Origin of the sequence: Thermococcus celericrescens (genome assembly GCF_001484195.1) — an archaeon.
In the GTDB taxonomy this organism is placed as follows: Archaea; Methanobacteriota_B; Thermococci; order Thermococcales; family Thermococcaceae; genus Thermococcus; species Thermococcus celericrescens.
This window is the reverse complement of sequence record NZ_LLYW01000009.1, coordinates 1-19,030: the sequence shown is the minus strand read 5'-3', so window position 1 is coordinate 19,030 and position 19,030 is coordinate 1. Positions and strand designations below refer to the sequence as shown.

At 52.2% G+C, this 19,030-nt stretch carries 15 protein-coding genes; 12 read left to right on the top strand and 3 right to left on the bottom strand.

Going from position 1 to position 19,030, the window contains the following annotated elements:
* Positions 1 to 478 precede the first annotated feature (478 nt).
* Both APY94_RS03225 and APY94_RS03220 read right to left on the bottom strand, forming a co-directional pair.
* Positions 479 to 1,426 carry an ATP-binding protein gene (locus APY94_RS03225; protein ID WP_058938266.1) on the bottom strand — a complete coding sequence of 316 codons (948 nt, stop codon included), beginning with the start codon at positions 1,424 to 1,426 and terminating at the stop codon, positions 479 to 481.
* Positions 1,419 to 2,525: an ATP-binding protein gene (locus APY94_RS03220; protein ID WP_083500604.1), complete on the bottom strand. Its 1,107-nt coding sequence runs from the start codon at positions 2,523 to 2,525 to the stop codon at positions 1,419 to 1,421. Before APY94_RS03220 ends, APY94_RS03225 begins: the two co-directional genes overlap by 8 nt.
* Positions 2,526 to 3,258: 733 nt before the next feature.
* Between APY94_RS03220 and APY94_RS03215 the strand changes: the two genes are divergently transcribed.
* The 4 genes from APY94_RS03215 to APY94_RS03200 all read left to right on the top strand — a co-directional run bounded on the left by APY94_RS03215 (position 3,259) and on the right by APY94_RS03200 (position 4,989).
* Positions 3,259 to 4,008: a type IV toxin-antitoxin system AbiEi family antitoxin domain-containing protein gene (locus APY94_RS03215; protein WP_245610396.1), complete on the top strand. Its 750-nt coding sequence runs from the start codon at positions 3,259 to 3,261 to the stop codon at positions 4,006 to 4,008.
* A 143-nt stretch (positions 4,009 to 4,151) separates the two neighbouring features.
* Entirely contained in the window at positions 4,152 to 4,331 is a 180-nt protein-coding gene (locus APY94_RS03210) for a zinc finger domain-containing protein (RefSeq protein ID WP_012572828.1), read from the top strand.
* 21 nt (positions 4,332 to 4,352) lie between these two features.
* Complete coding sequence (locus tag APY94_RS03205; RefSeq protein WP_014012768.1) at positions 4,353 to 4,628, top strand: elongation factor 1-beta; 276 nt, start codon at positions 4,353 to 4,355, stop codon at positions 4,626 to 4,628.
* 136 nt (positions 4,629 to 4,764) lie between these two features.
* A complete protein-coding gene (locus APY94_RS03200; protein WP_058938263.1) occupies positions 4,765 to 4,989 on the top strand; it encodes a DUF2283 domain-containing protein in 225 nt (74 codons plus the stop codon).
* On the opposite strand, the gene APY94_RS03195 is transcribed toward APY94_RS03200, so the two are convergent.
* Positions 4,986 to 6,011, bottom strand: coding sequence for a tetratricopeptide repeat protein (locus tag APY94_RS03195; protein WP_058938262.1), 1,026 nt, complete (start codon positions 6,009 to 6,011; stop codon positions 4,986 to 4,988). The genes APY94_RS03200 and APY94_RS03195 overlap by 4 nt on opposite strands.
* A 303-nt stretch (positions 6,012 to 6,314) precedes the next feature.
* Here APY94_RS03195 and APY94_RS03190 point away from each other — a divergent pair, with 303 nt between their 5' ends.
* The 8 genes from APY94_RS03190 to thsB form a co-directional block, all read left to right on the top strand.
* Positions 6,315 to 8,159 (top strand): anaerobic ribonucleoside triphosphate reductase, encoded by a 1,845-nt coding sequence (locus tag APY94_RS03190; protein ID WP_058938261.1) that lies wholly within the window; start codon positions 6,315 to 6,317, stop codon positions 8,157 to 8,159.
* A 28-nt stretch (positions 8,160 to 8,187) separates the two neighbouring features.
* A complete protein-coding gene (locus tag APY94_RS03185; protein ID WP_058938260.1) occupies positions 8,188 to 8,901 on the top strand; it encodes an anaerobic ribonucleoside-triphosphate reductase activating protein in 714 nt (237 codons plus the stop codon).
* 132 nt (positions 8,902 to 9,033) lie between these two features.
* Positions 9,034 to 10,158: an ABC transporter substrate-binding protein gene (locus APY94_RS03180; protein ID WP_058938259.1), complete on the top strand. Its 1,125-nt coding sequence runs from the start codon at positions 9,034 to 9,036 to the stop codon at positions 10,156 to 10,158.
* A 2-nt stretch (positions 10,159 to 10,160) separates the two neighbouring features.
* Positions 10,161 to 11,207, top strand: coding sequence for a FecCD family ABC transporter permease (locus APY94_RS03175; RefSeq protein ID WP_058938258.1), 1,047 nt, complete (start codon positions 10,161 to 10,163; stop codon positions 11,205 to 11,207).
* Entirely contained in the window at positions 11,200 to 11,973 is a 774-nt protein-coding gene (locus tag APY94_RS03170) for an ABC transporter ATP-binding protein (protein ID WP_058938257.1), read from the top strand. Before APY94_RS03175 ends, APY94_RS03170 begins: the two co-directional genes overlap by 8 nt.
* A complete protein-coding gene (locus tag APY94_RS03165; RefSeq protein WP_058938256.1) occupies positions 11,970 to 15,728 on the top strand; it encodes a cobaltochelatase subunit CobN in 3,759 nt (1,252 codons plus the stop codon). Before APY94_RS03170 ends, APY94_RS03165 begins: the two co-directional genes overlap by 4 nt.
* Positions 15,704 to 17,629, top strand: a complete 1,926-nt coding sequence (locus tag APY94_RS03160; RefSeq protein ID WP_058938255.1) for a VWA domain-containing protein — start codon at positions 15,704 to 15,706, stop codon at positions 17,627 to 17,629. The genes APY94_RS03165 and APY94_RS03160 overlap by 25 nt, the downstream gene beginning before the upstream one ends.
* Positions 17,630 to 17,866: 237 nt before the next feature.
* On the top strand, positions 17,867 to 19,030 hold a 1,164-nt coding region (thsB, locus tag APY94_RS03155), incomplete at its 3' end, for a thermosome subunit beta (RefSeq protein WP_058938254.1).

Here is a 19,030-nt window from a genome sequence, read left to right as displayed (position 1 = left end):
AGCCTGGTCAGAGCGCCCGCCTGATAAGCGGGAGGTCCGGGGTTCGAAGCCCCGCGGGCCCACCAGAAAACAAACTTTTGCCGAGCAAAAGTTCCATCAAAGCCGGCATGTCTTTTTCAACATGCTGTTTTAAGTGAGGTTTATGTTCAATTGCTGTTTTGGAAGTGCTTTACTTTTAGTACAACGCTTGGAGGGCGTTAAAGGAGGATAGAACTGTCTAAATTGCATGTTTTTGTATGAAACCCACGTTCAATTTGCAGTTTTGAAGATACATGCAAACTTCCGAGCAGTTTTGAGGCAGACTTCCTCACATCCTGAGAGACAACGGTTCCAACGAACTAACCCCGATTCTCAAAGCAAGAGATCAGAGTCGCGTCAAAAAGCTAAAAATTCAACTCAAACAATGATGGCTTTTTAAACAATTTTATGTCAAAATTTAGCCCCCAATCATCTTACTGAGTAAGGCGATAGGGGGCAACTATTTAATAAATATGTGTGAAAGAATTCGTGGTTTCAACCTGATATTGCCCCCAATGTTTTCTATAATGTCATAGCGAAGTAACTCATAGAACATTACTTTCACATTGTCTTTGTTATACCCTGGTAATCGTTCGTATATCCGTTTGAGTGATGTGTATCCCCCACCAACCGTGTCTATTGCTATTGCTTTTATTATTCTTAAGCCCCATTCACTGTTGGACATTTCAGCGAGTACTTTCTTTTTGACATAATCCTCGAGTTTTGCGAACGCTTTATCCATCGTCATCATCTTCCGGTACTCAACGTATTTCATCACGAGTTGTGCGGCCCCTTCAGTGAGGTCATGAAGGAGAAATATTTCTTCATCAGAAATTTGTGGAATCTCGCTTCTTACATACTCATAAGTGGTGTGTGAATCCCAGTATTGGAAGTCGATGTATCGTTCCCAGCGACCGAAGAGTGGTGCTTTTGGATCATTTACTCCGAGTCTTTCTATGAGCATGGGCGTCGAGCCAGCGACAAAAACCAACCGGATGTTGTGGTAATGGTCGATAACAGCCTTGAAAAGTCTCCTGTAATGATCCCATGGTCTGAGTAGTTCCGCGTGGTCGAGGACTATGTAGATTACTCTCTCTGCATTTTCTAGCTCGTCAAAGAAGCACCTGAAGTATTTACAGTATGGTGATATACTGAGTCCTTCCATGTTTGTTATGGTAAACTTTCTTGAACCAAAAAGATCCTTTTTTATAGCTTGGAATACCTTGAGATTTTTCTTTCTCGCTTTTATCGCGCCTGCCATGTCAATGTATATGTAATAAATGTTTGATTTACCAGGAATGTCCTGAATAAACCAAGTTTTCCCGGAGAAACGTGGTCCACGTACTATGATAAACTTCTCGTCAAAGCGAATGTATTTATTGAACTGATAAGTTGGGTATTCAAACATCCAGCAACGCCCCATAATAATTCTTTATGAATGGGTAAGCTCTCACTTTGTTATGCTTCCTAGTTATGAGATCCATCTGGTCAAGTATGTTGAGTAGTGTCTTCAACGTTTCACCATCGATGTTTCCTTGGAATTTATCGAGTAACTCCTTTCTATTGGGATCATTCTCTGCTATGAACTTGAGAATTTCGAGTGACATTCTGCTCCTTAGATTGAGTGTTTCATCGAGGGCGTTCAATTCATCTTCGATTGACTCAAAAAGGAGAGTTTTTTGTTTTTGAATTACTGTATCAACGATTGAGGGGTGAATAACATTATGCCCGTATGTGGCGAGCATTCTACCAGCGTCAAGAACGTAGCCAACAAAACCACCGATAGACTCATAAACTCTATCCGGAAAATCCTCTGGCATGTTCTTGTGGTTCTGCTCAAACCCAGTACTGAGGAATTCTCCTATGTCCTCAGGAGACATTTGTCCTATGTCTACTATATGGTTGTTACACTTCATTTTTGACACGACTTTTTTGTCGTAGATTTTGAGAAATTTATTGAAAGCCCCTACCTGTGAACCTGTGAAAATTATATATGTATTATCATCGATATGGTTGTTTATAAACTCAACAAAAATATACGCGTCTTCTTTGGAAAAGTAGGATCCCTGACGTATTGCAAATGATTGCACTTCATCAAAGGCATATATTTTGATCTTTTCTTCTTTTTTCTTTTGGTTTATAAAATCATGAATCTTCTCAGCGTTTCTTGCAACCCTCTCATTCTTCAGTGCAATAAGTTCTTTGATGACTTTCCATAATGTTGGTTTGTCATTCAGTTTTTCTTTTATGTTTTTGAGTGTATTTTCGACGCTCGTGTGGTCTTTGACCTTTGAAATATCAACATACCTTACTTCAAAATCTTCAGCTGAAAAGAATGATAAAAAGTACTTTATGAGTGAAGACTTGCCACTTCTTCGAAAGCCCCTTATTCCGATGACGTGATAATCATGGATAAGTAAGTCGAGTAGCTCATTCACAAGTTCATCGCATGGGAAGTATTCTTCAATGTTTTCCTTATCCATTTTGAAATAACCAACGAAAGACATCAACAGGCATTTCTGAAGAAAAAATAAAAACTTTATGCAGATTCAACGGGGAAATAGGATGTCAACGGAGGAAGTTTAGTGTCTTCTCGACAACCTCTTCAACCTTTTCTATTTCACATGGACACGAGTTTTCTGGCTTCCCTTTAACTACAGAAGCCTTCCCGGCTTTGAATTAAATCCTCCTCTGGATAGGAGGTGCTAGCAAAATCAACTGCCTGTGGACGTTCTAATGGCAGCAGAACAGCGCTGAAGCTGGTTCATTGACAGCTAAAGCCCCTCAACTCTATGTATCTCTCTGGACATCCCCCATAATGGGGTGTGTCCAGACATGTTGTTTGATGCCCAGCCAAAGACGTCAATTTCTAAGAGACAACTTCTCTTTATTGTACGTATCCGCGAGAACTCTTGGTCAATCTTTGCTGGAAGTTGGATTCTAGTCTGCTCAAGTCGACTAAAACATGGGGATTTTGTTCTGTCTGGACAGACTAAAAGTTAGAAGCTTGCAGGTACTATGATGCGTTAGGAACTTGGGGGCGTGGGGGCGGAGCCCCCCAGTAATTCAAAATAAATCGGGGTGCGGGGTGGAACCCCGCATTCACCACATCAAGATGAGCGAGTGCGTTATCAAAAGTCCCACCCTATAACCTAGTCCCGAAAATTTTATTGAGAAAGTTACCACATTGGTCACTATATGCAGAAAAATTACTACCTTACAAAAACTGAACAGGGCATAATGGGGGCGATACGAGGAACCGATATAGTGAGTGCTGACGAGATCAGAGAACTCTTCCCACGTCTCAGCAGGGGGATGGTTAAAAAGGTCCTTTGGAGCCTCTCAAAGAAGGGCTACCTCACGAGGCTGAAGAAGGGCCTCTACCTCGTCAATGAACACCCTGGAAACCCCTCGATAAAAAACCCCTACAGGATAGCCCTCGCCCTGTTCCCGGGATACATAGCATTCTCTTCCGCCCTGAGGCTTTATGACCTGCTCGACTACGAGCCGTTCACAATATTCGTGGCCACACCTAGGAAGTCCGGTGAGAGAACCATCGGGGAATACACTATCAGGGCCGTTGCCCTCGGGGAAAAGGCCACTGGAATGACGCTTAAGGATGGAGTCTACACCTCCACCCTCGCGAAGACGTTCTTTGACTGCTTCTACAAGCCGAGATACTGCGGGGGCTACTCCGAGATAACCAAGGCCCTCTACGAGGTCGAAAAACTTGACTGGGACGAATTCTTGGGCTACTTCGAACGCTTTGCCAGTGACTCCCTCTGCCAGAGGACTGGCTATGTTCTGGAGCTCCTCAAAAACGAGTTGGGGGTCGACATCCCAGAGGAGGTTCTTAACCATCTAAGGAGCAGAGTTAAGGGCTGGACGAAGCTCGTTCCAACTCTCCCATCCCACGGGAGGAGCATTGGAGAGTGGAAAGTGATAGACAACCTTGGAAAGGAGAAGATACTGGGGTGGGCGTATGGATGAGATAGAAAGCCTGAAGCTCAGAATTGAAGGACTTGGCCAGGTGATCCCCCTGTAGTTCGCGCCTTTTCCCAGAGAAAGGTTTATAAGCCAACCCCCTCAATGCCCACCAGTGATTAAAACCACCTTTCTCGGAGGTGTTCGCAGTGGAAGCCAAGTTCGAGATACCCGTATGCACATCATGCGGAAAGGAGATAACCCCTAGGGAGCACGCCACTCACTTCGTCTGCCCGAACTGTGGCGAGGAGATCATCTGGCGCTGTGAAAGCTGCAGGGTCCTCTCAGTCCCCTACAAGTGCCCCAAGTGCGGCTGGGAGGGGCCGTGAATTAGTCTGGAGGTGAAAAAGATGAGCGACTTCAACCTCGTTGGTGTTATTAAGGTCATGCCGACCGACCCCGATGTGAACCTCGACGAGCTCGAGGAGAAGCTGAAAGCTGTTATCCCCGAGAAGTTCGGCCTCGCCAAGGTCGAGCGCGAGCCGATTGCCTTCGGCCTCGTTGCCCTCAAGTTCTACGTCCTCGGGAGGGACGAAGAGGGCTACTCCTACGACGCCGTCGCCGATCTCTTCCGCGAGGTCGAGAACGTCGAGAGCGCGGAAGTTGAGACCGTCTCGAGGATCTGAATCCTCGTTCCTTTTCTCTATACTGTTATCCTGATCTTCTTCGCCACTCTGAAGGGCGAGGCTTTCAGGAGAGAAAAAGTAAGAGCCTTGATAAAATCATTGAAATGAGATTATCATCCCGGAGGTGGGTTGAGGTATGAAGGTTAGGTATGACCCAAAGGCTGATATCCTCTATATTCTGATCAGAGAGGGCCCGGTGGCAGACACCGACGAAGTTGACGAAGACGTGTGGTTCGAGTACGATGAGGAAGGAAATGTCGTCGGGATCGAAATATGGAACGCTGGGGAGAATGTTATCAGAAAAAGTCTCCTGGAAATAGAGCGATATACGAAGGCGTTGAATAGAAAAATGGAAGTCTAAAGCCCCACGCTCAGGCTCAGCTTCGGCCTCTTCCACTCGTCCAGAACCGAGCGGAGCTCCTCGTTCTCCACCTTGGAGTAGAGCCCGTCAAAGCGCTCCTTCGCACCGTCCTCTCCGGCCTTCCAGCGCGCCAGCTCGGCGATGGCCCTGAAGAAGTAGGCGGTATCGTCCTCAAAGAGCTCCGCAAAGGACTCCATGTTCTCCGCTACAACGCCGTAGGAGCCCTCGTTGAAGAGCCCCTCGATGAAATCCGTCAGCGTGTCGAAGACGAGGCCAAAAATCTCGTCGCTCACGTTTATGGCCTTTACGAGGGCGTCCCGTATGGCCCTGAAGGCCCTGTCGTACTCATCCCTTCCGGCGAATATCTCCGCCTCGACCAGCCTGGCGTTTATCTCAATCTCGTCGTCCCTCGGGTTCCGGAGAACCTCGTTTATCAGCGCCTCAGCGGTATTGTAGTCCCCAACCTCGTACCTGAAGTGCGCCAGGTCGAGGAGGCTTATCATGTGGTTCTTCTCGTCGTTGAGCCTCTCGAAAATCTCCCTTGCGCGCTCCATGAGCTCGATGGCCTTCTCGGTCTCGCCGAGCTCGTCGTAGTTCACAGCGAGGTTCGCCAGCGTGAGCGCTATCTCCCTCTCGTTCTTCAGAACCTCTTCCTCGAGTTTGAGGAGCTTCTGGTAGGTCTCAATTGCCTTCTCGGGCATGCCGAAGTGCTCGTAAGCATCGGCCAGATAGTAGAGAGCAGTCGCGTACTCCTCGGGGTCATCCTTCTTCCTCTCGGCCACCCTCCTGTAGAGCTCGATTCCGGCCTCAGCGTCGTCGAGGTGCGCGTAGACGTGGCCTATCTCGTGGAGCAGGTCGTAGGGATCCTCGCACTCCTCGGCGACCCCCTTGAGCCTCTCGAGCTCCTTTCTGAGGGTCTCCTCGTCCTCTATGGAGTCTATGTAATCGTCAAAGAGCTCGAGCAGCTTCTCGCAGTCCTTCTCTTCCAGAGCCTTCTCCCACTCGGCCTTGATGTCGCCCATTTTCACATCACCTGGTTTCGGTTCGCCGAACGGGTTAAAAAGCTATGGTCGCCAGGAACTGTTTTTTATAGTCGAATATTGATTTAGCATTTTGTATGGATGACAATTATTTGTCGATACTTGTTTCAGTGGCTTCCTGTGTTGTCAGTTTGTCTGTCTTAAATTCAATGGATATTTTGTCCAACTTGTCGTTTGACGCAATTTCACTGGGGATCTTGGATAAATGCCCGCAGGTTCAAGGGGAAGCGTTATATCGGGCATTTGCCCCTCCGGTCATTGGATAAATTATCCGGGTGGTTGAAAATGGAAACCGTGAGGAAGGACATTATCCAGGAGTACGCCGGCTGGAGCAGTCTCGACGTTCTCGAAAATGCAAACCGCTATCCCGGACCAACCGGCTTCTTTGCCTACGTGATGGAAGAAGCGCTCAAAGAGCACCTCTCGCTCATCCCGGCGGAGGGCAGGGAGGCCCACTTCAGCGGCGACATCTACATCCACAAGCTTCCCTACAGTCTCTACATCCCTTACTGCACGGGCCACAGCACGGCGAGACTCCTTGAGAAGGGTCTAAAGACGCCAACGATAATATCGAGGCCGGCCAAACACTTCGACACCTACGTCGACCACATAGCCAACTACCTCATAACCATGCAGCACTACTTCAGCGGCGCTCAGGCCCTCTCAAGCATCGAGTGGTACGCGGGGCCGTTCATAAGGAAAGAGGGCCTCGACAGGAGGAAGATACGGCAGAACATTCAGAGACTGGTCTACAACCTCAACTATCCGAGCAGGGTCGGTCTCCAAACACCCTTCACCAACTTCACGGTAACGCTGGATGCACCAAAGAAGATGCTCGAAGGCGACCACGCGGTTTACGATGGCAAAAAGCTTGATCCGCTCGGAGAGTACGAGAGAGAAGCCAGGGAGTTCTTCATAGCCCTGACTGAAGTGCTCAGAGAGGGTGACGCGATAGGTCAGCCCTTCACGTTCCCTATTCCTACCCTGATGGTCACCGCCAAAATGCTCTGGGACGATCCAGAGGTCTTCGAGGCCGTCTTTACAACCGCTTCAAAGCGCGGAAGCTTCTACTGGCTCAACACGAACGTTGTAGACCCGGACGCAAGCTTCTCGATGTGCTGCAGGCTTGTAATAGATAAAAACGAAATGAAAGAGGTTTTTAGCTTTAATGCGGGTGATACAAAAGAGCAATGGCTGAATGAAGTTGAGAGGCAGCGCTTCGGCGGCCTCTGGGCGATGCCCGACGTCACCGGCTCCGTGAACGTCACGACGGTCAACCTTCCGAGACTTGCACTCAAAGCCAATGGCGATGACGATAAGTTCTGGGAAGAGTACGAGCGCGTTCTCCAGGTCGTCAGGGACACCACCGACTGGTTCCGTGAGCGCTACGTGAGACTGATAACGAACTACCGCGGGATGTATCAGATGATCCATCTCTACCTCGAGGAGTTCCCGTCGAGCCACTTCAATACAGTAGGAATTCTTGGTTTGCCAGAGGCGGCTGCAATTTACCTCAACGAACCTGGACTCTGGACTGAGGGCACGAGGAAGGACTGGCTCAAAGCTGCGGAGCTGATGAAGGATATGGTCGAGTTCGCCACTGCTAAAGCGAGGGAGTGGATGAAAGAAAGTGGGACGCCGTGGAACGTTGAGGAAGTTCCGGGAGAGAGCGCTGCGGCAAAGCTTGCCATAAGGGATCTCCGCGAGTTCCCCTGGCTAAAGGACTGCCTGAGCGACGTTGACAATCCAGTTTACTCCACCAGCATAGCGCCCTACTACGGCCCGCTTGAGCTGGGCGACAGGATACGCATAGAGGAAAAGGTTCAGAGGAGCTTCACCGGTGGAGTGATGATGCACATCTTCTTGGGGGAAGAGCCGGACCCGGAGGCTTTAGCAAAGCTTACCAAGAGGCTCATGAGGACGGACCTCGTATACTGGAGCTACACCCCTGCAGTGACAGTCTGCAACGACTGTAACCACTCAACTACGGGCCTTCACACCCACTGCCCGCGCTGCGGAAGCGAGAACGTCGAGATATGGAGCAGGATTATCGGCTACTACCGCCCGCTCAAGAACTGGAACCCCTTCAGGAAGAAGGAGTTCTGGACGAGGAGGCACTACACCTCCTGACACCTTCTTTTCTCTTGGGGGTGATTCGATGCTCACAAGTGGCTGGAAAGCCGTCAGCATGGTGGATGTTCACGGGAAGATCACCTTTACGCTCTGGCTGTGCGGGTGCAACCTGAGGTGTCCCTTCTGCCACAACTGGAGGATAGCTGAGGGAAAAGGCTGCTTCGAGCTGGAACGGGGGGCAATGCTTGAGGAGCTTGAGGTGAACTCCTTCCTCGTCGATTACTTCCACGTCACCGGTGGCGAGCCGCTGATACAGTGGGCCGAGCTTTCATCGCTGTTAGCCTGTGTGAAGGCTCTTGACGTTCCCGTCAGCCTCAACACGAACCTCACCCTCGTTGGGCCGCTTGAAAAACTCCTTAATGCCGGGCTAGTTGATCACATCGCGACCGACCTGAAGGCACCCCCGGCTGCTCTCTATGGCCTTCCCGAGAAAGCCAGCGAACGGCTCTGGAGGCTGTTCCTGCGGGGACTTGAGCTGGTATCCAACTACGGTCTTCCCCTTGAACTTCGCATTCCCGTTCCCAAGGGCTTTGACGTATGGCCATGGATCGAGGAAGGGCTCGGACACCTCGACACGGAGTTTTACGTCGTCATTAATCCTCTTGTTGGAAAACCGCTGACGAATCCTCGCGACGAAGCATGGTGCTCCGCCCACTGCTGGCCGGAAGACGAAGTCAGAAATCTTGGAGAGAGGCTTGATGAGCTTGGTATTGAATTTCACATAAACAGGTGGGCTTAATTCTTTTCGTTTTGGTGTTATCGAAACCATAAGTTATGAACCTGCTGTTTTAAAAAGTGTTAAAAATTAGCAATATCCTTCGAGCTTTGTATTACTAAATTAGAAATTGGTAGCACAATGGCGGTGAGCACGATGGAATCCCGCGGAAAGACATTCACACTGTTTCTGGTCGGTGTCTTGCTCCTCGCCGTCGTGGCGAGCGGCTGTATAGGCGGCGAAACTACTACGACTACCACCCCGTCCTCCTCCAGCCCAGCGGAGACGGCTTCGTCCCCAACAACCACTGCCCCTCCCAGGTACCCGATAACCGTCACGGACTTCGCGGGAAGGACCGTCACCATAGATAAGCCGCCCGAGAGGGTGATAGTGCTCTCCGGCTACTGGGCGGAGATACTCTGCATCCTCGGCGTCCAGGACAGGATAGTCGGCATAGGCAAGTACGTTCCCTACGATCCCTACCTCCCGGATGATGTGAAGAACAGGACCGTCGTTGGCAGCAACTTCAAGGGCCTCAACTGGGAGACCGTCGTCGGTTTGAATCCAGACCTCATAATAATCGACTGGTACGGCGGCAAGTACGCCGACGCCGAGACGATACAGAAGGCGGAAGAGCTCGGCATACCCGTCATAGCGCTCACTGCTAGGACCATCGGGGATAACGTGGAGGTCGTTAATCTCCTTGGAAAGGTGTTTGGTGAGGAAGAGAAGGCCGGTGAGCTGGCAGGATGGATGAAGGAGAAGCTCAGCGCCGTGAAGGAAACCGCCGCCCAGATTCCGGAGAGCGAGAGGAAGAACGCCCTCCTCATAAGCGCCCCCAAGGACATCGCCGGCCCGGTCACTGTCTACGCCAACGGGAGCGCGTGGGCGAGCATGGTGGAGCTCGTCGGTGCCCACAACTTAGCTTTCGACATGACCTTCGATACCCAGTGGCCCAAGCTCGACCTCGAGAAGATAATAACCTACTGGGGCAACGACACGGACGTTTTAATCCTGACGTCATTCAGCCAGGACAGGCTTGACAACGCCGTGAACGGCATTAAAAATGACTCAAGGTGGCAGGAAATCAAGGCCGTGAGGGAAGGACACGTCTACGGCATCCTCGCGGGTTCAAAGGGCTACCTCGACTGGGGCCCGAGGATAATAGTCGGCCTCTACCAGATGGCCAACATAATCTACCCCGACCGCTACCAGAGCTGGGAGTCGGTCAGGGACGAGCTGATTGAGAAGTTCTACAGCCCGTTCTACCAGGGTGGGTGAGCATGAGGAAGGCCCTCCACCTTTCCTTTTTGCTCTCCCCGGTTCTTGCCCTCATCGTAAGCCTGTGTATAGGGACATATCCAATTCCTCCCTCCGCCGTCGTGAGTATGGTGCTCCTTAAAGTGGCTCAGATCATCTCCGAAGTTTTGAGAACTTTAACCCTCGGGAAGGTATCCTTCTCCGTCACAGTTCCCTACCCGAGCGTTTACCAGACCATACTCTTTGAGATACGCTTCCCCCGCGTCCTGATGGCCATGCTCGTCGGTTCGGCCCTTGCCATTTCGGGCGCCGTCCTGCAGGCCATATTCAGGAACCCCCTCGTCAACAGCTACATCCTCGGCATCTCTTCCGGGGCTGCATTCGGTGCGGCTTTGGCCATAGGCCTCTCCGTTGGCATAGGGGTTACTCCTTCAGCGTTCGCCTTCGCGCTCCTCGCGGTCTTCATAACGACCTCGCTGGCGAGGGTCGGCGGGAGGATAACCCCAGTCTCGCTAGTTCTCGCTGGAATCATAGTCAACGCCTTCTTCTCAGCTTTAACATCCCTCCTCAAGTTCCTCATGGAGCACGACAAGCTGGCGAGCATCGTCTACTGGCTCATGGGGAGCTTCGCCAACTCTGACTGGGGCTCGGTCAGAGTGGCCTTCCCGGTGATCCTCGCCGGCTGTTTCCTGATATACTCAATGCGCTGGCAGCTGAACGTGCTCTCCTTCGGTGAGGAGGCCAAAATCGTGGGTGTCGAGACCGAAAAGCTGAAGTTCGTCTTCATAGTCGTCGTCTCCATGATAACGGCCGTCTCAATAGCCTTCTGCGGTATAATCGGGTGGGTCGGGCTGATGATACCGCACATAGTCAGGATGGCCTTTGGCCCGGACCACAAGACCCTGATACCCCTGACGATAACCCTCGGGGCTTCGTTTATGGCCTTAGCCGATACGCTCGCGAGGTCTGTGGCAACCTACGAGATACCGATCGGTATAATAACGACCCTCCTTGGAATTCCCTTCTTCGCTTACCTGCTCAGAAAAACGGGCGGTGGATGGGATGCTTGAGATCAGAGGCCTATCGTTCAGCTACGGTGATTTCAGCATCGAGGGGGTCACCCTCGAGGTGAGGGAAGGGGAAGTCGTGACGCTCCTCGGCCCCAACGGGAGCGGGAAGACCACCATACTGAAGGCAATCTACGGGCTGTTGAAGCCAAAGGAGAGGTGCGTCTTCATTGACGGCCGGGACTTCCACGGACTGCCCATCAGGGAGAGGGCCAAGCTGGCCGGCTACGTCCCCCAGTCCCACACGCCGCCCTTCCCCTACACGGTTCTGGACGTGGTCGTCACGGGTTTAGCTTCCCAGCTCGGCCCCTTTGAGAGCCCTGGAAATGAGCACTACGAGAAAGCCCTCGAAAAGCTCAGGCTCCTCGGACTCGAGCGCTTTAAGGATAAACCTTACACCCAGCTGAGCGGCGGACAGATGCAGCTGGTTCTGATAGCGAGGGCCCTCGTCCAGGAGCCGAGGGTTCTGCTCCTCGACGAGCCAACGGCTCACCTTGACTTCAAGAACCAGGTCAAAGTCCTCGGGATAGTCAAGAGGCTCGCGCGGGAAGAGGGCATCTTGGCCATCATGACGCTCCACGACCCCAATTTGGCCTCCCTCTACTCCGACAGGATAGCCCTCGTCAAGGAGGGCAAGATCAGGGCCACCGGGAGACCGCGTGAAGTCCTGCGCGAGGAGATGCTCCGCGATGTCTACGGCGTCCCCGTATGCGTCCTTGAGTTCGACGGCTTCAGGCTCATACTCCCCAGAACGGAGGTGATTCAATGATATGCTTCATCCTGGGGTACGGCGCGAGGCCCCTGCCCCTGCTGGAAGAGATACTTGATGAGGAGAGAATAGATGGGCTCGTGCTCACCGACCAGAACTGTGAAAGAGAGCTGGAGAGGATAGAGAAGTCGGATGTAATCTTCATCTACGCCCATGAGCTTCCCGAAATAGTGGAGGAGAGGATTAGAGAGAGCAGGGCTAAAGTCATTGCCTGCGCCGGCCTGGAGGGCCTGGCAAACGTCCCGGAGGAGGTTCTGATCAAGGCCAAAACTTACTACGTCCTCGGAGGCGAAAAGAACCTGAGGAACCTGGTCAGGTTCCTTGCGGGCCTCGCTGGAGTGGAGATTGATTACGAAGATCCCCAGGAGGTGCCGATGCACGGCATTTACCACCCTGAGCTGGGACTTTTTGAAAGTCTCGACGAATACCTGAAAGCCTACGGGAAGGGGCCTCTCATTGGAGTTCTCTTCTGGAGGAGTGCCTGGCTCTACAAGGACTTCAGACCAATTGGAGCGCTCATCAGGGCCCTTGAAGAGGAAGGCTTTGGGGTAATCCCGGTCTTCACCTACGGAAAAGACTCAGGGACGGGGCTTGGAAGGGAAAAGAGCGAGGCCGTTGAGGAGTTCTTCATGAAGGATGGAAAGCCGGTTGTAGAGGCCCTCGTGAGCTTAATCTCCTTCGGCACGGTCGAGCTGAAGAACCTGCAGAGGCTCAACGTCCCGGTCTTTGCTCCGATAAGGTCCTACTACCAGTCCGTCGAGGATTGGAAGAAAAGCGAGAAGGGCGTTGACTACATGACTCAGGTCTATGGGGTGATAATTCCGGAAGTTGCGGGTGCAATTGAGCCGATTTTCATAGCCGGAACCAGAAACATTGAGGGCTACAAGAAGGGCGAGCCCTATGAAGAGCACATGAGGTACCTGGCCAGAAGGGTGAAGAAGTGGGTTGAGCTCAGGAAGAAGCCCAAGGATGAAGTTAGGATAGCAATCGTTTTGATAAACCCGCCGTGCAAAGGCCTTGAGGCGAACGTCGCCGTTGGCCTTGGCCTGGATGTTCCCGAGAGCATCGTCAGACTTCTGCACAGGCTCAAAGAAGAAGGATACTACGTTGGCGAGGACCTGCCGGAGAACGGTGAAGAGCTGATAAAGCTGATCCTAGAGAGGAAGGCGATAAGCGAGTTCAGATGGACGAGCGTTGAGGAGATCGTCAAAAGCGGTGGAGCGATTGACTTCTTAAGCTTAGAGGAGTACCTGGAGTGGTTCAACGAGCTGCCGGATGACCTGAGGGAAAGAATCGTCAGGGACTGGGGAAGACCTGAGGATGTCCTGGCTGGAAAAGTTGAGAAAGCGCTGGTCGGTATGGTCTATGATGGAAATTTCGTCGTCCCGGGGATAAGGTTCGGAAACGTCCTCATAACCCCCCAGCCCAAGTTCGGTTGCGCCGGGGCGAGGTGTGATGGAAAGGTGTGCAGAATTCTGCATGACCCAACGATAACCCCACCGCACCAGTGGTGGGCCGTTTACAGGTGGATAACCAGGAAATTCAATGCTGATGTAATGATTCACTTCGGAACCCACGGCTACCTTGAGTTCCGGCCCGGAAAAGGCGTTGGGCTTTCTCCTTCATGTGTACCTGAAGCTTCTTTGGACGACGTCCCTCACCTCTACGTTTATGCTGTCTCCAATCCAATGGAGGGAGTCATTGCCAAGAGGAGAAGCTACGCAGCGCTTGTAGACCACATCTACCCCCCGATGGGAATGGCGGAGGTTCTGGACGATCTGGACTCCCTCCTGACCCAGTATGCAAAGGCTAAGAACCTGGGAGATGAGGCGAGGAGAAGGAAGATTTACGAGGGGATTCTTGAGAAGGCCAAGGAAAACAGGCTGAGAATAGCGAACCCTGAAAATGAAGAGCAGACGATAGAGGAGATACACCGCTACGTTGAGCTGATGAGGGGCTCCCAGATAAACCTTGGCCTCCACATCTTCGGCTATCCGCCAGGGGAGCCCGAGAGGCTGGCGGAATACGTTGCCACTGCAATGGCCTATGATTCCTACGCTTCTCCTTCGATTAGGAGAGTCATAGCCGAGGCAGTGGGCCTGGACTACGATGAACTAAAAAAGAACCCATTGGGAACCACAAATGGGTTCACGAACAGGGAGCTTCTGGAGATTTTCCAGGGGATAGCAGTCAAGAGCCTGGAGCGTTTGCTTAAGGGAGAAAGCTTTGAAGTTATTGGGGAAGAAATTGAGAAGTTTGGATTTAAAGTCACGGAGAAAGAGAAGCTTGAAGAAACGTTTGGAAAAGCCCTTGAAGTTGCAGGGAAAATAATCGGGTGTAAAAAGGAGCACGAAGGATTCTTGAAGGGATTGAAGGGAGAATACGTTGAACCCGGCCCCTCGGGAGCGATAACTAGGGGGAAGTTCGAGATTCTGCCGACGGGAAGGAACTTCTATGCAGTTGATCCAAGGACTCTGCCGACTAAAGCGGCGTGGCAGATAGGAGTCGAAACCGCGGAGAAGCTCCTGGAGGAATACATGAAAAAGCACGGAAAATACCCGGAGAGCGTCGGACAGGTTCTCTGGAGTATAGACGGCTATAAGGCGGATGGAGAGCAGATAGCCCAGATTCTGTACCTGATTGGAGTCCGGCCGGTTTGGAAGGAGGACGTGGTTGCCGGGCTTGAAGTCATACCTCTGGAGGAGCTCGGAAGGCCGAGGATTGACGTCCTGGTGAGGATAAGCGGAATCGTGAGGGACACGCTGCCGAACTACATCTACCTGATTGACGAGGCCATAGAAAAGGTCGTTACGCTGGATGAACCCCCGGAAATGAACTACATTAGAAAGCACTACGTTGAGCACATCAAAAAGCTCATTGAACTCGGAAAGAGCTTTGAGGAAGCGCAGAGGTTCGCAAGGTTTAGGGTTTTCTCGGCCCCGCCTGGTGCCTACGGGGCTGGAGTGAATTTAGCGGTTGAATCATCGGGCTGGAAGAGTGACGAGGACTTGGCCAAGGTGTGGATTCAGTGGAGTGGCTACGCCTACGGAAAGGATACCTTTGGCGTTGAAGCATATGACTCGCTGGTTCTGAGCCTAAAAGAAGTGGACGTAATCAACAGAAACCACATAAGCGACGAGCACGACCCGACTAACTGCTGCTGCTATTTTGCCCATCACGGAGGGTTTAAGGCAGCCGTTGATGCCCTAACCGGCAAGAACGCTGAAGTGGTTCAGACGGACACGAGGGACACAAGCGATACCAAAACCGTTGAGGTGAAAGTTGAGCTTGAAAGGGTCGTCAGGACAAAGCTCCTCAACGAGCGCTGGATTGAGGAGATGAAGAAGCACGGTTACCGGGGGGCGAGCGAGTTCTCCAAGAAGATCAACCACCTATACGGCTGGGAGGCGACAACAAAGCTTGTTGAAGACTGGGTTTTTGACGAGATAGCAGGGAAATACGTTCTGGACGAAGAGATGAGGAGATGGTTCGAGGAGCACAACCCCTACGCCATCGAGGAGATCGCGAGAAGGCTAATTGAAGCCTATGAGCGCGGCCTGTGGGAGACGAGTGAGGAGCTCATTGAAAGGCTCATGGAAGTTTATTCGGAAATCGAAGGGATTCTGGAAGAGAGCCTCGGTGAAGGGGAAGTCCAGGGCGGGACGATTGAAATTTACACGGCTGAAGACGACGAACACTGGAGTGAAAACATGAGGGAGGTGGAGGGAATATGGAGTCTCGTGAAAAACGATTAGTCTTCCCGTTCTCTGCAATAGTCGGGCAGGAAAAGGCCAAGCTGGCACTACTCTGTGTAGCCGTTAATCCACTGATCGGGGGTGTCCTGCTTAAAGGAGACAAAGGAACGGGAAAATCTACCCTGGTCAGGGCTCTGGCCAACGTTTTGCCCGAGATTGAAGTTGTGGCAGATTGTCCCTTCAACTGCAACCCGAGGAACCCGCTGGAGATGTGCGACAGCTGCTACGAGCGATACGAGAGGGGAGAAGAACTGCCAGTGGCAAAGAGGAAGATGCGCGTTGTGGACCTGCCCTTAAGCGTTACGATAGACAGATTAGTTGGAACAATTGACGTTGAGCGCTTTTTAAAAGAGGGCAAAAAAGCTCTGCAGCCTGGAATACTCGCGGAAGCAAACAGAGGGGTTCTTTACATCGATGAGGTGAACCTCCTGGATGACTACATAGCCGATTCACTCTTAGATGCTGCGGCAATGGGATGGAACACGATAGAGAGGGAAGGGATTTCTTTCAGGCATCCGGCGAGGTTCATCCTGGTTGGAAGCATGAACCCCGAGGAAGGCGAGCTCAGACCGCAGATCCTCGACAGGTTCGGTTTATGCGTTGAAGTTTCAGCACCTATGAACCCGGAGGAGAGGATAGAGATAGTCAAGCGCGTTGAGGAGTTCCATGAAGACCCCATAAGCTTCTACAAAAAGTATGAGAGCGAAGAGAAGAAGCTTACGGAGAGGATTGTTAAGGCGAGGGAGATTCTGCCGAAGGTCGAGATAAGCGACGATTTGCTGAAGCTTTTGGCTGAAACGGTCGTTGACCTGGGAATCAAAACCAACAGAGCTGAGATAGCAACGATAAAGACGGCCAAGGCAATAGCTGCTTTAAACGGAAGGAGAAGGGTCTCACTGGAAGACTTAGAAAAAGCTATGGAATTGGCTCTACCGCACCGCCTGAGGGACAGGCCGTTCCAAAAGCCACCCCAGATGAGGCCCCCAAAGCCTAAGGACGACAGCAAGCACAATCACGACCACAAAGGCGACCATAAGCATGAGCACAAGAAGGAAGAAAGGAGTGAAAGGAGAAACCAGGAGTCTCGAAGTCGAGGGACTGGAAACTTAGAGCAAAATTTTCGCTCAAGCGAAGCTAAAATCCCAAGGATAGAGAGCAAAAACTTTGATGGAGGCGAATTCACAGGATACCGCTCCTCGAGGGACGTCAGCGTCACGGTGATAAACTTCCCCAAAGGCATTCCAGTTTCATACCTTCCACCTGTCAACGGCAGGATTAAGGACGTTGATTTCTACAACTCTTTGGTTTGGGCAGTCTTAAATGGCAAAAGGCCCCCAATAAAGCTCGATTTAAACGATATCCGCGTTAGGGTCAGGAAGGCAAAGGCACCAACGCTCTGGGTTCTGCTCCTGGATTCGAGCGGAAGCATGGCCGTGCAGAAGAGGATAAGCATCGCGAAGGGGATAGCGGAGAAGCTGGTTGAGAAAGGCTACATCAAAAAGTCAAAGATGGCCCTGATCGTTGCGAAAGGCAATCGGGCGGAGATATTCGTTCCACCCACCAAGAACTACTGGGAAGTGCTTGAGAAAATAGAGAGCGTTCCGACTGGAGGGAGGACACCTTTAAGCTCCGCCCTCTACAATCTTCTGCTTCTGGCGAACAGGGAGAGGATGAAGGACAGGTCGGTCAAGGTGAGGGCTTTTCTAATAACCGACGGAAAGGCGAACGTTCCGCTCTTTGGAAAGAGGATTAAGGAGGAAATAACGGAGCTGGCCAGGGCGCTGAAAAAGAAAGAGGTTGAGCTTACGGTTTATGACACGAGAGGAAGGGGGATAAGCCCGGGCCTGTCCTACGTCCCCATCCTGGAGCGGGTTGCTGGGGCGAAGGTGCACAAAGTTTAGCCCTCTGAAGCGCTCTGTAGCTGGGAGAACGGCTGCACGGATGTATGGTGGGAGGCTGGGCCGGTTGGAGGCTTTGGATTTCTGAAACCTTTGTCCATTACGTACCGTGCAGCTCTGGGGTGATGCCAAGAAACCGAAAACTTTATAAATAATCCAAAGGAACGATAAAGCGGAAGCACAAATTGTAACTAAAACCTTTCACCCCTTAAAAACAAAAGCGGGCGGAGGTGAGAGGAGATGGCCCAGCTCGCTGGACAGCCGGTTGTTATTCTGCCCGAGGGAACCCAGAGGTACGTTGGTAGGGACGCTCAGAGGCTGAACATTCTGGCCGCCAGGATTATTGCTGAAACCGTTAGGACCACCCTCGGCCCGAAGGGCATGGACAAGATGCTCGTCGACAGCCTCGGAGACATTGTTATCACCAACGACGGTGCCACCATCCTCGACGAGATGGACATCCAGCACCCGGCTGCCAAGATGATGGTTGAGGTCGCCAAGACCCAGGACAAGGAGGCTGGTGATGGAACTACCACCGCCGTCGTTATTGCCGGTGAGCTTCTCAGGAAGGCCGAGGAGCTCCTCGACCAGAACATCCACCCGAGCATTGTCATCAAGGGTTACGCCCTGGCCGCAGAGAAGGCCCAGGAGATACTCGACAACATGGCCAGGGAGATCGACGTTGAGGACGCCGAGATCCTCAAGAAGGCCGCGGTCACCTCTATCACCGGTAAGGCCGCCGAGGAGGAGCGCGAGTACCTCGCCGAGATAGCCGTTGACGCCGTCAGGCAGGTCGCCGAGAAGGTCGACGGCACCTACAAGGTCGACCTCGACAACATCAAGTTCGAGAAGAAGGAGGGCGGCAGCGTCAGGGACACCAGGCTCATCAGGGGCGTTGTCATCGACAAGGAGGTCGTCCACCCGGGAATGCCGAAGAGGGTTGAGGGGGCCAAGATCGCCCTCATCAACGAGGCCCTCGAGGTCAAGGAGACCGAGACCGACGCCGAGATTAGGATCACCAGCCCGGAGCAGCTCCAGGCCTTCCTCGAGCAGGAGGAGAAGATGCTCCGTGAGATGGTCGAGAAGATCAGGGAGGTTGGAGCGAACGTCGTCTTCGTCCAGAAGGGCATCGACGACCTCGCCCAGCACTACCTCGCCAAGTACGGCATCCTCGCCGTCAGACGCGTCAAGAAGAGCGACATGGAGAAGCTCGCCAAGGCCACCGGCGCCAAGATCGTCACCAACGTCCGTGACCTCACCTCCGAGGACCTCGGTGAGGCCGAGCTCGTCGAGCAGAGGAAGGTCGCCGGCGAGAACATGATCTTCGTCGAGGGCTGCAAGAACCCGAAGGCCGTGACCATACTCATCAGGGGCGGTACCGAGCACGTCGTCGACGAGGTCGAG

Excerpts from the sequence above, each read along its gene's own strand:
- APY94_RS03225 (WP_058938266.1), bottom strand. The coding sequence starts at position 1,426 with ATGTTTGAATACCCAACTTATCAGTTCAATAAATACATTCGCTTTGAC.
- APY94_RS03220 (WP_083500604.1), bottom strand. The coding sequence starts at position 2,525 with ATGTCTTTCGTTGGTTATTTCAAAATGGATAAGGAAAACATTGAAGAA.
- APY94_RS03215 (WP_245610396.1), top strand. The coding sequence starts at position 3,259 with ATGGGGGCGATACGAGGAACCGATATAGTGAGTGCTGACGAGATCAGA.
- APY94_RS03205 (WP_014012768.1), top strand. The coding sequence starts at position 4,353 with ATGAGCGACTTCAACCTCGTTGGTGTTATTAAGGTCATGCCGACCGAC.
- APY94_RS03200 (WP_058938263.1), top strand. The coding sequence starts at position 4,765 with ATGAAGGTTAGGTATGACCCAAAGGCTGATATCCTCTATATTCTGATC.
- APY94_RS03195 (WP_058938262.1), bottom strand. The coding sequence starts at position 6,011 with ATGGGCGACATCAAGGCCGAGTGGGAGAAGGCTCTGGAAGAGAAGGAC.
- APY94_RS03190 (WP_058938261.1), top strand. The coding sequence starts at position 6,315 with ATGGAAACCGTGAGGAAGGACATTATCCAGGAGTACGCCGGCTGGAGC.
- APY94_RS03185 (WP_058938260.1), top strand. The coding sequence starts at position 8,188 with ATGCTCACAAGTGGCTGGAAAGCCGTCAGCATGGTGGATGTTCACGGG.
- APY94_RS03180 (WP_058938259.1), top strand. The coding sequence starts at position 9,034 with ATGGAATCCCGCGGAAAGACATTCACACTGTTTCTGGTCGGTGTCTTG.
- APY94_RS03175 (WP_058938258.1), top strand. The coding sequence starts at position 10,161 with ATGAGGAAGGCCCTCCACCTTTCCTTTTTGCTCTCCCCGGTTCTTGCC.
- APY94_RS03170 (WP_058938257.1), top strand. The coding sequence starts at position 11,200 with ATGCTTGAGATCAGAGGCCTATCGTTCAGCTACGGTGATTTCAGCATC.
- APY94_RS03165 (WP_058938256.1), top strand. The coding sequence starts at position 11,970 with ATGATATGCTTCATCCTGGGGTACGGCGCGAGGCCCCTGCCCCTGCTG.
- APY94_RS03160 (WP_058938255.1), top strand. The coding sequence starts at position 15,704 with ATGGAGTCTCGTGAAAAACGATTAGTCTTCCCGTTCTCTGCAATAGTC.